Genomic DNA, 12,733 nt, shown 5'->3' with positions numbered 1-12,733 from the left:
GCGGAGCGGTGGTGGTGGGGCCCGACGGCGTCGGCAAATCCACCCTCGCCCGGGTGGCCGCCGAGCGTTTTGCCGAGGTCGGTGATCTCCACCAGGTGGCTGAACGCCCCGAACGGGACCGCGCGTTCGGTGGGGGTGCCGGTGACCCAGCGGATGAGCGTGCTGGGATTGCGCTCGGCAAAACGCTCGGCGGCCACCCGGGCGAGGGTGGATTTGCCGACGCCGTCGGGCCCCACCACCACCGCTCCGCGGGCACCGCCGGCCAAGGCCGCATCGAGCCGCTCCGAGGCCGTCGCATGTTGGGGGACGTTCCATCGAATCGGCACCGCCGAATTTTATGGCGTGCGACCCGCGCGGCAGGGCGAAAGGCCCAGATATGACGGGTGTCGGGCCGTTGGTCTACCTTTAGCGGATATGCCCGGCGAACGCGATTCATCAGGCGAGTGGTCGGTGTGTGTGTACTGCGCGTCCGGCCCGCAACACCCCGAATTGCTCGGCGTCGCTACGGAACTCGGCGAGGCGATCGCCGAGCGCGGCTGGACGCTGGTGTGGGGCGGCGGCCGGGTGTCGGCGATGGGTGCGGTCGCGACCGCGGCGCGCGCCCGCGGCGGCCGCACCGTCGGCGTCATCCCTAAAATCCTGATGCGCCGCGAGATCGCCGACGACGAAGCCGACCAGCTGATCGTCAGCGACACCATGCACGAGCGCAAGCAGGCCATGGAAGACCGTGCCGACGCGTTCGTCGTCCTGCCGGGCGGCATCGGCACCCTCGACGAGTTGCTCGACGCGTGGACGACGGCCTTCCTCGGCCTGCACGACAAACCCATCGTGCTGCTGGATCCCTTCGGCCACTACGAGGGGCTGTGGACCTGGCTGTGCGCGTTGCTGGACAGCGGTTACGTGTCCCAGGCGGCGATGGACCGACTGACGCTGGTCGACAAGGTGAGTGCGGCGCTGGAAGCGTGCGCGCCCGGCTGAGGCCGCCCCCGGTTTGCCACCCCTACTAGGCTGTCCGCCGAGCTTGACTTTGGAAAACGAATCGAGGGGATCACGTGTCCGAACGTGACGGGGGAGCGCGCACGGCGGTCAAACTGACCGACGTCGCAATGCGGGCGCCGGCCGTGCTGGCCGACCTGCCGGTGATCGTGCGCGGCGCGATGACCGGGCTGCTGGCCCAGCCGGGCTCCAAGAAATCGATCGGCACGGTGTTCGCCGACCGGGCCGCCCGCTACGGCGACCGGATCTTCCTGCGCATGGGCGATCAGCAACTGACCTACCGCGACGCCAACGCCGCCGCCAACCGGTATGCCGCCGTGCTGGCCGCGCGGGGTGTCGGCCAAGGCGACGTCGTCGCCATCATGCTGCGCAACTCGCCCAACACCGTGCTGGCCATGCTGGCCGCGGTCAAATGCGGCGCGGTTGCCGGGATGCTCAACTACCACCAGCGCGGCGAGGTGCTGGCGCACAGCCTCGGCCTACTGGACGCCAAGGTGCTCATCGCCGAGGCCGACCTGGTCAGCGCGGTCGCCGAGTGCGGCGGCGCGGGCAGCACCGAGACGTTGACCGTCGAGGACCTGGAGCGGTTCGCGGTGAGCGCCCCGGCCACCAACCCGGCCTCGGCGTCGGCGGTGCATGCCAGGGACACCGCCTTCTACATCTTCACCTCGGGCACAACGGGTTTCCCCAAGGCCAGTGTCATGACACACCTGCGGTGGCTCAAGGCGCTCGCCGCGTTCGGCGGTATCGGGTTGCGGCTGAAGAGCTCCGACACCCTCTACTGCTGCCTGCCGCTGTACCACAACAACGCGCTGACGGTGGCGCTGTCGTCGGTCATCAACTCGGGGGCGACGCTGGCGCTGGGCAAGTCGTTCTCGGCGTCGAAGTTCTGGGACGAAGTGATCGCCAACGAGGCCACGGCGTTCATCTACATCGGCGAGGTGTGCCGGTACCTGCTCAACCAGCCGGCTAAGCCCACCGACCGCGCGCACAAGGTGCGAGTGATCGCCGGAAACGGCCTGCGCCCCGAGATCTGGGATGAGTTCACCAAGCGGTTCGGCATCGCCAGGGTGTGCGAGTTCTACGCCTCCAGCGAGGGCAACGCCGCGTTCATCAACGTCTTCAACGTGCCCCGCTCCACCGGCATCTTCCCCATGCCGTTGGCCTACGTCGAGTACGACCCCGACACCGGCGCCCCGCTGCGTGACGAGAACGGGCGGGTGCGTCGCGTGCCGGCCGGAGAGCCCGGTTTGTTGCTCAGTCCGGTCAACCGGCTGCAGCCCTTCGACGGCTACACCGACCCCGAGTCGAGCGAAAAGAAGTTGGTGCGCAACGCTTTTCGCGAGGGTGATTGCTGGTTCAACACGGGCGACGTGATGAGCCCGCAGGGTCTGGGGCACGCCGCGTTCGTCGACCGGCTCGGCGACACCTTCCGCTGGAAGGGCGAGAACGTGGCCACCACGCAGGTCGAGGCGGCGCTGGCGTCCGACGACTCCGTCGAGGACTGCACGGTGTTCGGCGTCGAGGTGCCGCGCACCGGCGGTCGCGCCGGGATGGCCGCGGTCAAGCTGCGCGGCGGCGCCGAGTTCGACGGGAAGTCGCTGGCCCGTGCCGTCTACGAGCAGCTGCCGGTTTATGCGCTGCCGCTGTTCGTGCGGGTGGTGGAGTCGATCGAGCAGACCACGACGTTCAAGAGCCGCAAGGTGGAGCTGCGCGAGCAGGCCTACGGGCCCGACGTCAAGGACCCGCTCTATGTGCTGGCCGGGCGCGACGAGGGCTACGTGCCGTTCTACGACGGGTACCCGGACGAGGTGGCCGAGGGCAAGCGCCCGTAAGCCGTCGGCGGTCCCCGGGCCGCACGCACGGCGGCGACCGGGCACCATGTACGTGTGCAACCGACACCGCCGGCGTCAGCCGGCCGATCGACACCGTCGGCGCCAGCCGGCCGATCGACACCGCCGGCGCCAGCCGGCCGATCGACACCGCCGGCGCCAGCCGGCCGATCGACACCGTCGGCGCCAGCCGGCCGATCGACTCTGTGCGGCCGCCCGGTCGCCGGCGATCGCGCGCTGATCATGGCGATCGTCAACCGCACCCCGGACTCGTTCTATGACCGGGGGGCGACGTTCAGCGACGAGGCCGCCAGGGCGGCGGTGCACCGGGCCGTCGCCGAGGGAGCCGATGTCATCGACGTCGGCGGCGTCAAGGCCGGCCCCGGTCAAGAGGTCGACGCCGACACCGAGATCGCCCGGCTGGTGCCGTTCATCGAGTGGCTACGCGACGCCTATCCGGACCAGCTGATCAGCGCCGACACCTGGCGCGCCGAGGTGGCCAAGGTGGCCTGTGCGGCCGGTGCGGACCTGATCAACGACACCTGGGGCGGCATCGACCCCGCGCTGCCGGAGGTGGCCGCGGAGTTCGGTGCCGGCCTGGTGTGTTCGCACACCGGCAACGCGCTGCCGCGCACCCGCCCGTTCCGGGTGAACTACGGGACCACCACCCGCGGCGTGGTCGACGACGTCATCGCCCAGGTCACCGCCGCCGCCGAGCGGGCGGTGGCGTGCGGCGTGGCCCGCGACCGGGTGCTGATCGACCCGACCCACGACTTCGGCAAGAACACGTTTCACGGGCTGCTGCTGTTGCGTCACGTGGGCGATCTCGTTAATACCGGGTGGCCCGTGCTGATGGCTTTGAGCAACAAGGACTTCGTCGGGGAGACTCTGGGTGTGGAATTGACTGAGCGGCTCGAGGGGACGTTGGCCGCCACCGCGCTCGCGGCCGCGGCCGGTGCGCGGATGTTTCGCGTCCACGAGGTCGCGGCCACCCGCCGGGTGCTGGAAATGGTGGCCTCGATCCAGGGCACGCGCCCCCCGACGCGCACGGTGAGGGGGCTGGCATGACGGCATCGGACCTGTTCGCCGGCGATCTGGCCAACGACAGGGTGCTCGCCGCCCGGCCCGGCGATGTGTGGTTGGCCAACGACAGGCGCAACCGCCCGAGCTGGACCATCGCCGAACTGGAGGCCGCGAAGGCCGGGCGGACCATCTCGGTGGTGCTGCCGGCCCTCGACGAGGAAGAGACCATCGCGTCGGTGATCGAGAGCATCTCGCCGCTGCTCCGGGATTCTGGAGGGCTGGTCGACGAGCTGATCGTGCTGGACTCCGGCTCCACCGACGACACCGAGATCCGGGCCGTCGCCGCCGGCGCGCGCGTCGTCAGCCGCGAGCAGGCCCTGCCCGAGGTGCCGATACGCCCCGGAAAGGGCGAGGCGCTGTGGCGCTCGCTGGCGGCCACCAGCGGCGACATCGTGGTGTTCGTCGACTCCGACCTGATCAACCCGCACCCGATGTTCGTGCCGTGGCTGGTCGGCCCGCTGCTCACCGGCGACGGCGTTCACCTGGTCAAGAGCTTCTACCGCCGGCCGCTGCGGGGCAGCGAGCTCAGCGACGTGGGCGACGTCGGCGGCGACGTCAGCGCCACCGGCGGTGGGCGGGTCACCGAGCTGGTGGCCCGGCCGTTGCTCTCGGCGCTGCGGCCCGAGTTGGGGTCCATCCTGCAGCCGCTCGGCGGGGAGTACGCGGCCACCCGGGAACTGCTGACGTCGGTGCCGTTCGCGCCTGGCTACGGCGTGGAGATCGGCCTGCTGGTGGACACCTTCGACCGGCTGGGTCTGGAGGCGATCGCCCAGGTCAATCTGGGGGTGCGGGCGCATCGCAACCGGCCCCTGGCCGAGTTGGGCGTGATGAGCCGCCAGATCATCGCCACCCTGCTCTCGCGCTGCGGTATCCCGGACTCCGGCGTCGGGCTGACCCAGTTCGTCGCCGACGGCCCCGAGGGCTCCGACTTTCAGGGCTACACCCAGCGCACCTCGCCGGTGTCGCTGGCGGACCGGCCCCCGATGCAGGCGATCAGGCCCCGGTAGGCCCCGCGGGGTCACGCTGACCGCCGCCGTGTCGGTGGCATAGGGCAGTATCGATCCCGTGGCGTTGGTGTTGCTGTACCTGGTGGTTCTGGTGCTGGTGGCGATCGTCCTGTTCGGCGCGGCCAGCCTGTTGTTCGGTCGCGGCGAGCAGCTGCCGCCCCTGCCGCGCGGGACGACGGCCACCGTGCTGCCCGCGTTCGGGGTGACCGGCTCCGACGTCGACGCGGTCAAGTTCACCCAGGTGCTGCGCGGCTACAAGACCAGTGAAGTGGACTGGGTGCTGGACCGGCTCGCGCGGGAGCTCGAGGCGCTGCGCGGCCAGCTGGCCGCCGCGCCGCCCGCCGGGCAAGACGCCGAAAACCAATCCGGGGAACCCGACGACGGCGAGGATCGTCAGGACTCAGTGTGAGTGAAGACGAGCTGGTTCGCTGCAGTTGGGCGACCGTGCGGCCGGGACCCGATTTCGAGCTCTACCGCGACTACCACGATCGCGAATGGGGCCAACCGGTGCGCGACGGGATCGCGTTGTTCGAGCGGATGAGCCTGGAGGCGTTTCAAAGCGGCCTGTCCTGGCTGATCATTCTGCGGAAACGGGAGAATTTCCGGCGCGCGTTCGACCGGTTCGACATCTCCAAGGTCGCCGCATACACCGACGCCGACGTGCAGCGGCTGCTGGCGGATCAGGGAATCGTGCGCAACCGCGCCAAGATTGAGGCGACCATCGCCAACGCGCGTGCCGCCGCCGAACTGGGCACCGCGGCGGACCTGGCGGACCTGCTGTGGTCCTTCGCGCCGTCGCCGCGAAACCGGCCGGCCGACCCGTCCGAAATCCCCTCGGCCACTGACGAATCGAAGGCCATGGCGCGGGAACTCAAGCGGCGCGGGTTCCGTTTCGTCGGCCCGACCACCGCCTATGCGCTGATGCAGGCGACCGGGATGGTCGACGACCATATCCGCGGTTGCTGGGTGCCCGCAACAGCCCGCTGAGCACACAGATGCGGGTCTTTGTACAAGTGGTGACCTGGATAGGGAACAATGGGGGGGTGATAAGGCAGTTCGATGCCGGGCATGGCTTGAAGTTCGCTGGCGGGGCTTGCTCGGCGCCGACCAGGTCCGCACGGGCGGGCCAGCTCGAATCTGGAGGGAGTACTCGATGGCGGCGATGAAGCCCCGGACCGGAGACGGTCCTCTGGAAGCAACAAAGGAGGGGCGCGGCATCGTGATGCGGGTACCACTTGAGGGAGGCGGTCGACTGGTCGTCGAACTGACGCCGGACGAAGCCGCTGCCCTCGGTGACGAGCTCAAGGGCGTCACGAGCTCCAGCTAGAGCTTGCCGCCGAACGGATGTCGGCGGCGCTACGCACACACCTTCCGATAGATCTCCAGGGTCTGCTCGGCGACGTGGGCCCAGGAGAACTCCTCGACGCAGCGCTGGCGTCCTGCCTTGCCATAGCGCTGCGCTTTTTCGCGGTCGGCGATCAGCTCGTTGACCGCTGCGGCCAGTCCGGCCTGATAGCCCCGAGCGTCGTCGGGGTCGTAATGCACCAGCGTCCCGGTGATCCCGTCGGCGACCACCTCCGGGATTCCGCCGACGTCGGAGGCCACCACCGCGGTCGAGCAGGCCATCGCCTCCAGATTCACGATCCCCAACGGCTCGTACACCGACGGGCACACGAAAACCGATGCCGCCGACAAGATTTCGCGTAGCTCACCGATGGGTAGCATCTCGCGGATCCAGAACACCCCGGTGCGGCTGCGGGCCAGGCCGGCCACGGCGTCACGAATCTCCTCGGCGATCTCCGGGGTATCGGGGGCGCCGGCGCACAACACCACCTGCGCCTCCGGGCTGAACCGGTGGGCGGCCGCCACCAGGTGCGCCAGTCCCTTCTGCCGGGTGATCCGGCCCACGAACACCACGATGGGCCGGGCCGGGTCGACGCCCAGTTCGGCGAGCATCGATCCGGTTTGCACCGGCCCGGCCGGATACCAGACGTCGGTGTCGACGCCGTTGCGGATGACGTGCACGGCGCTGGGATCCAGTGCGGGATAGACGCGCAGCACGTCCTCGCGCATCGCGGTGCTGACCGCGATGACGGCATCGGCGGCCAGCACCGCGGTCTGCTCGACCCAGCTCGAGATCCGGTAGCCGCCACCGAGTTGCTCGGCCTTCCACGGGCGCAGCGGCTCGAGCGAATGCGCGGTCAGGACGTGCGGGACCCCGTACAGCAGCGCGGCCAGATGCCCGGCCATGCCGGTGTACCAGGTGTGCGAATGCACCACGCTGGCTTCCGATGCCGCGTTGGCCATCATCAAATCGGACGACAGGATCGACATCGCCGCGTTGGCGCCCTGCAGCCGGGGGTCGGGCTGGTGCACGTACGCGCCCGGGCGAGGCGTGCCCATGCAGTGCACGTCGACCGGGCACAGCCGGCGCAGCTGGGCGACGAGTTCGGTGACGTGTACCCCCGCGCCCCCGTAGACCTCCGGTGGGTACTCCCGCGTCATCATCGCCACCCGCATACCCGCACGGTAGTTCGCGAGCGAGGGCGGCCGCGAGTCGGGTTGGCCACAACGTCCGGGCGGTCTTCGGCGTGTGCGCGGCCAAATACCTTGACGGACAGCCGCACAGAACTTCGCCAATCGACCGTGCCCCCTGGCAGCCCTTGGCCACGGCCGATAGGTTTGACACCATGAGGGAAGCGCCACACGTGCTGGGCATCGTCCTGGCCGGCGGTGAGGGCAAGCGGCTGTATCCGCTGACCGCGGACCGCGCCAAGCCCGCCGTTCCCTTCGGGGGCGCCTATCGGCTGATCGACTTCGTCCTGTCCAATCTCGTCAACGCCCGGTATCTGCGCATCTGCGTTCTCACCCAGTACAAGTCGCATTCACTGGACCGTCACATCTCGCAGAACTGGCGGCTGTCCGGCCTGGCCGGTGAGTACATCACGCCGGTGCCCGCCCAGCAGCGCCTCGGCCCCCGCTGGTACACCGGCTCGGCCGACGCGATTTACCAGTCACTCAATCTGATCTATGACGAAGACCCCGACTACATAGTCGTTTTCGGCGCCGACCACGTGTACCGGATGGACCCCGAGCAGATGGTCCGGTTCCACATCGACAGCGGCGCCGGCGCGACGGTCGCCGGCATCCGGGTGCCGCGCGGCGAAGCCACCGCGTTCGGCTGCATCGACTCCGACGAGTCGGGCCGCATTCGTAACTTCGTGGAGAAGCCGTTGGATCCGCCGGGAACCCCGGACGACCCCGAGCAGACGTTCGTGTCGATGGGCAACTACATCTTCACCACCAAGGTGCTCATCGACGCGATCCGCGCCGACGCCGACGACGACCACTCCGATCACGACATGGGCGGCGACATCATCCCGCGTCTGGTCGCCGACGGGATGGCCGCCGTCTACGACTTCAACGACAACGAGGTGCCCGGGGCCACCGATCGAGACCGGGCCTACTGGCGTGACGTCGGAACGCTGGACGCCTTCTACGATGCGCACATGGACCTGGTGTCGGTGCACCCGGTGTTCAACCTGTACAACAAGCGCTGGCCGATCCGGGGCGAGTCGGAGAACCTGGCGCCGGCCAAGTTCGTCAACGGCGGTTCGGCGCAGGAGTCGGTGGTGGGTGCGGGCAGCATCATCTCGGCGGCCTCGGTGCGCAACTCGGTGCTGTCGTCCAATGTGGTGGTCGACGACGGCGCGATCGTGGAGGGCAGCGTGATCATGCCCGGCGCCCGGGTCGGCCGCGGCGCGGTGGTGCGCCACGCGATCCTGGACAAGAACGTCGTCGTCGGGCCGGGCGAGATGGTGGGCGTCGACCTGGAAAAGGACCGGGAGCGCTTCGCGATCAGCGCCGGCGGTGTGGTCGCGGTGGGCAAGGGCGTCTGGATCTAGCCCGGTATCTCCGGGATAGCCATAGGACCTTTCGAATCCGACGAACGCCGCATCGCCACTTTGCCAATCCCACGAAAAGGTTGGCGTCGGCACAGCCGCTGAGTTCGACCCCAGCCGGGTCACCATCGGGCCGGTCAGCTCGGTGTCCTGGAAAAGGGTCCAGATGAAAGATGCCGTGCCGCAACGCGTTTCGAAGCCCACGCGGCCGGGATCTGATGACGGCTCCGGGGCGTCAGCGTGCCGGCGCCGCCCGGATACATTGCGCGCCAACGGGTGCGGGCCGGCGGCCGTTCGGCTTACTACCCTAAACGGCCGGCCCGGGGAGCTACCAGAGGTGGGGCACCAGCCGGTACCGGACCCGCTCGGCGTATTCGGGGTAGCCGGGCAGTTCGCGGTTCAGCAACTTTTCTTCGTCGAAGATGCGCAGCGTGAGCACCAGGGTGCCGGGGATGACGAAGAGCAGTCCCCAGTAGGAGCCGAGCGCTAAGGGGATCCCGATCATCATGATCACATTTCCGACGTACATCGGGTGCCGCACGAATCTGTAGAGGCCGTGGGAGACCACCGTCTGGCCCGTTTCCACAGTGACCGTGGCGGCGGCATAACTGTTCTGGACGATCACCAGCATGGCGATGCCGAGCCCCGTCGCCACCAGCACGTCGCCGAGCACCGACAGCCAGGGCGGCACCGACGACCAGCCGAACCGATGATCGAGCGCGCTGAACACCATGGTCGCGAACAGGCCCGCGAACGAGCCGGTGATGATGAACTTCTGCGCCTTGCGGGGCTCGGCCCGCGGGCCCGCGCGCATGCGGCGCTGCAGGGCCGCCGGATTGGTCCGGCCCAGGTAAACGGTGGGGACGATGGTGGCCACCGTGAACACCGCGATGAAAAGCCAGGCCTGCCAATAGTGCAGCGTGCCCGCCGGCAGCAGCAGGATCAGGATCCACGAGAGGATGCCCCAGAGGGAGGTCGCCGTTACCCGGATTCCGGTCTTCATCGCGCTCCTAGCAGCGTAGATCGCGGCGCCGGAAAGCCGTGGCACCCAGAATCATCAACCCTACGTCGATGGCGAGTAGCCATAACAGGGGTACGACGGTGAAATCTGAGCCGATCCGCGGGATGTGTGCGAACGGTTCGGCGTCGAGCAACCATTGCGAGAACCCGGCCAGCGACCCGATCAGATACAGGGCGACGAAGCCGACCAGCACACCCCAGGCCGCCGGTGTCAGTCGCGGCGCGACGCCGAACAGGAAGGCCGTCACGGCCGACAACAGCCACACCGCGGGCAGTTGGACGGCGGCGCTGGCAACGACCATCGGCAGCTTGCCGGCGACATCGCCCGCCGCGACGCCGTAGACGACGCCCGCGGTGAGCCCGCTGGCCAGCATCGCCACCGCGGATCCGGCGAGCGCCGTCACCAAATGGATTGCCAGCCAACGGGTTCGCGAGACGGCACCGGCAAGCACCGTTTCGGCTCGCTGACTCGACTCTTCCTGGTGTAACCGCAACGTCAGCGAAACGGCGAACGCGGCGGCCACCATGCCCATCATGGCGAACGCGACGGCGATGAACGCCTCCTCGAGCGCGCTGGTGCCGCCCATTCGTGCCACGATGTCGCGCGCTTCGCCACTGTCGCCCAGCTCGTCGCCGATGCCGTGCACCACGCTGCCGATCAGCAGGCCGTACAGACACAGGCCCACGGTCCATAACAGCAGCGCGGCGCGGTCCAGCCGCCACGTGAGCCCGAACGCATCGCCCAGCGTCGGTCCGGCCTCGGCGGGACCCGGGCGCTCCGCGATGAGCCCGGCGCCGACGTCACGGCCGGCCAGCAGCCGATACGCCAGCAGGGTCAGCGCGGCCGTCGTCACCAGGTGCAGCAGCAGCACCCACCACCGATCACCGGCATACGGCTTGACCAGCAGCGACCACCCCAGCGGGGACAGCCACGACAGCGTGCCGTCACCGGCGTCGCCCACGGCACGCAGGGTGAACGCGGTACCCAGCACGGCGAACGCGGCGCCGCGGGCGAACCGGGCGCTCGGCGAAAGCTGCGCGGCCACCGCCGCGACGGCGGTGAACACCAGGCCGGAGCAGGCCAGCGCCGCCCCGAAGGCCAGCGACCCGGCGGCCGGGACATCGGTGCTCAACAGCCCGGCCGCACCGATCGCCCCGGTGGCAACCGACGCTCCGAACGACAGCAGCAGCGCCGCGCTCAGGGCGGCGTAGCGGCCGATCGCGGTCGAGTCCACCAGCTCGGTCCGCCCGTTCTCCTCGTCGGCGCGCGTGTGCCGGATCACCGTGAGGATGACCGCCACCGCGATCAGCACGTGGAACATCCCGGCCTTCCAAATGCCCACGGCGCCAAGGCTGGCGTTGTAGACCTGGCCATACAGGGCGCGCTGGGCCGGGCTGGCCATGATGGCGGCCGCGAACCCGGCGCGATCCGACGCGGTGGGGTAGACCTTCTCGATGCTGCCGACGTACACGGTGGCCAGGGGCACCGACAGCAGCAACACCCACAGCGGCATCGAGATCCGGTCGCGGCGCAGGTAGAGGCGCAGCATCGAGAGCGTTCCGGAGAAGTGTGAACCACCACGTGGCGCGGGTGATGCCAACGGCCGGTCCAGCGTTGACGTGCTCATGACGGCGAAACCTTTGCCGCATCGCGTCCGTGCCGACCGTCGCCGCCCGACGTGTCGTAATGGCGCAGGAAAAGCTCCTCGAGGGTCGGCGGCTGGCTGACAAGACTGCGCACCCCGGCGTCGCCGAGCACGCGGATGAGCTCACCGAGGCTTTCGCTGTCGACCTGGGCGCGCAGCGTATTGCCCTCGACGCTGATGTCCTCGACGCCTTTGATCCGCCTGAGATCGCCCGGGTCGCCGGTCATCTCGGCCTTGATCGAGGTGCGGCTCAGGTGCCGCATCGAGCTCAGCGAACCGCTTTCGACGGTCTTGCCGGCCCGGATGATCGTCACCCGTTCGCACAACGCTTCCGTTTCGGCCAGGATGTGGCTGGACAACAACACCGTCGTGCCCCGGTCGCGGGCCTGGGCCACGCATTGCTGAAACACGTTCTCCATCAACGGGTCCAGGCCGCTGCTCGGCTCGTCGAGGAGCAGCAGCCTGGCATGGGACGAGAAGGCCGAAATCAGCGAGACCTTCTGGCGATTGCCCTTGGAGTAGGTGCGCGCCTTCTTGTGCGGGTCCAGGTCGAAGCGCTCGATCAACTCGGCGCGGCGCTTCTTGTCGATGCCACCCCGCATCCGGGCCAGCAGGTCGATAATCTCACCGCCGGTCAGCGACGGCCACAACGTCACATCGCCTGGCACGTAAGCGATGTGGCGATGCAGGGCGACGGCCTGTGTCCACGGGTCGCCGCCGAGCAGCCGCACACTGCCGCCGTCGGCTTTCACCAGGCCCAACAGGACGCGGATGGTCGTGGACTTCCCGGCGCCGTTGGGCCCGAGGAACCCGTGGACCTCTCCCTCCCGCACCGTGAGGTCCAGGCCGTCCAGCGCTCGAACCGCACCGAAATTCTTTGTCAGACCCCGGATCTCGATCGGTGCGAATCCGTCGGCGTTTTCAGTCGGCATCAGATCCTCCTTGATCTTCGGCGGCCAGGAATGCGTCGTACATGGTCCGGTCGGTCAGCAGGCCCTCGGTGTAGACCTCAAGCGCGGGCAGAATCATGTCGCGCGAGTAGTCGCGCAGCACTGCCCGCAAATCTGTTGGTGTTTCATGCATTTGGATGTAGAGGAGGAAGCCGCCGCCGCCGGTGATGGCCAAATACCTGGCCCGCCCCTTGGGGTCTCGGCTGGGTTTGATCGTCCCGGCGCGCACGCCTTCTGCCATGTATTCCTCGGCGTTGTCAATCATCCTGCGCCACAACATGTTCGCCAGGTCGCCAC

Annotated in this window: 12 protein-coding genes and 2 pseudogenes; 8 read left to right on the top strand and 6 right to left on the bottom strand. The window is 68.8% G+C overall.

Features of this window, described 5'->3' with window-relative positions; all coding sequences use genetic code 11:
* Positions 1–326, bottom strand: a pseudogene (locus A5659_RS10615) (hypothetical protein); the annotation flags it as partial.
* Positions 327–414: 88 nt separating this feature from the next.
* On the opposite strand from A5659_RS10615, the gene A5659_RS10610 reads away from it, so the two are divergent.
* The 7 genes from A5659_RS10610 to A5659_RS10580 all read left to right on the top strand — a co-directional run bounded on the left by A5659_RS10610 (position 415) and on the right by A5659_RS10580 (position 6,245).
* The gene (locus tag A5659_RS10610) at positions 415–978 is read left to right on the top strand and encodes a TIGR00730 family Rossman fold protein (protein ID WP_066871236.1); all 564 of its coding nucleotides are present in this window, start codon (positions 415–417) and stop codon (positions 976–978) included.
* A gap of 74 nt (positions 979–1,052) precedes the next feature.
* A complete protein-coding gene (fadD6, locus tag A5659_RS10605) occupies positions 1,053–2,831 on the top strand; it encodes a long-chain-acyl-CoA synthetase FadD6 (protein ID WP_067180921.1) in 1,779 nt (592 codons plus the stop codon).
* 240 nt (positions 2,832–3,071) lie between these two features.
* Positions 3,072–3,896, top strand: coding sequence for a dihydropteroate synthase (gene folP, locus A5659_RS10600; protein ID WP_066871241.1), 825 nt, complete (start codon positions 3,072–3,074; stop codon positions 3,894–3,896).
* Positions 3,893–4,918, top strand: a complete 1,026-nt coding sequence (locus A5659_RS10595; RefSeq protein WP_067180915.1) for a glucosyl-3-phosphoglycerate synthase — start codon at positions 3,893–3,895, stop codon at positions 4,916–4,918. Before folP ends, A5659_RS10595 begins: the two co-directional genes overlap by 4 nt.
* Positions 4,919–4,976: 58 nt before the next feature.
* A complete protein-coding gene (locus A5659_RS10590; protein ID WP_067180912.1) occupies positions 4,977–5,327 on the top strand; it encodes a DivIVA domain-containing protein in 351 nt (116 codons plus the stop codon).
* A complete protein-coding gene (locus tag A5659_RS10585; RefSeq protein WP_066871250.1) occupies positions 5,324–5,905 on the top strand; it encodes a DNA-3-methyladenine glycosylase I in 582 nt (193 codons plus the stop codon). Before A5659_RS10590 ends, A5659_RS10585 begins: the two co-directional genes overlap by 4 nt.
* 166 nt (positions 5,906–6,071) lie before the next feature.
* Positions 6,072–6,245 carry a DUF3117 domain-containing protein gene (locus tag A5659_RS10580; protein ID WP_003878471.1) on the top strand — a complete coding sequence of 58 codons (174 nt, stop codon included), beginning with the start codon at positions 6,072–6,074 and terminating at the stop codon, positions 6,243–6,245.
* A 29-nt stretch (positions 6,246–6,274) separates the two neighbouring features.
* On the opposite strand, the gene glgA is transcribed toward A5659_RS10580, so the two are convergent.
* Positions 6,275–7,438, bottom strand: a complete 1,164-nt coding sequence (glgA, locus tag A5659_RS10575) for a glycogen synthase (RefSeq protein ID WP_066871254.1) — start codon at positions 7,436–7,438, stop codon at positions 6,275–6,277.
* A gap of 170 nt (positions 7,439–7,608) precedes the next feature.
* Here glgA and glgC point away from each other — a divergent pair, with 170 nt between their 5' ends.
* Entirely contained in the window at positions 7,609–8,823 is a 1,215-nt protein-coding gene (gene glgC / locus A5659_RS10570) for a glucose-1-phosphate adenylyltransferase (RefSeq protein ID WP_066871256.1), read from the top strand.
* Positions 8,824–9,148: 325 nt separating this feature from the next.
* On the opposite strand, the gene A5659_RS10565 is transcribed toward glgC, so the two are convergent.
* From A5659_RS10565 to A5659_RS10550, 4 genes and pseudogenes are all read right to left on the bottom strand, one after another.
* Positions 9,149–9,823 (bottom strand): isoprenylcysteine carboxylmethyltransferase family protein, encoded by a 675-nt coding sequence (locus tag A5659_RS10565; RefSeq protein ID WP_066871259.1) that lies wholly within the window; start codon positions 9,821–9,823, stop codon positions 9,149–9,151.
* Positions 9,824–9,830: 7 nt separating this feature from the next.
* Positions 9,831–11,468 carry an ABC transporter permease gene (locus A5659_RS10560; protein ID WP_156749119.1) on the bottom strand — a complete coding sequence of 546 codons (1,638 nt, stop codon included), beginning with the start codon at positions 11,466–11,468 and terminating at the stop codon, positions 9,831–9,833.
* Positions 11,465–12,418 (bottom strand): ABC transporter ATP-binding protein, encoded by a 954-nt coding sequence (locus A5659_RS10555; RefSeq protein WP_067180905.1) that lies wholly within the window; start codon positions 12,416–12,418, stop codon positions 11,465–11,467. Before A5659_RS10555 ends, A5659_RS10560 begins: the two co-directional genes overlap by 4 nt.
* Positions 12,408–12,733, bottom strand: a pseudogene (locus tag A5659_RS10550) (TetR/AcrR family transcriptional regulator); the annotation flags it as partial. The gene A5659_RS10555 and the pseudogene A5659_RS10550, both read right to left, overlap by 11 nt.

The organism is Mycobacterium sp. 1165196.3 (assembly GCF_001673415.1).
Classification (GTDB): domain Bacteria; phylum Actinomycetota; class Actinomycetes; order Mycobacteriales; family Mycobacteriaceae; genus Mycobacterium; species Mycobacterium europaeum_A.
Note: the sequence above shows the minus strand (reverse complement) of the source record. Positions and strands in the feature narration are given on the sequence as shown.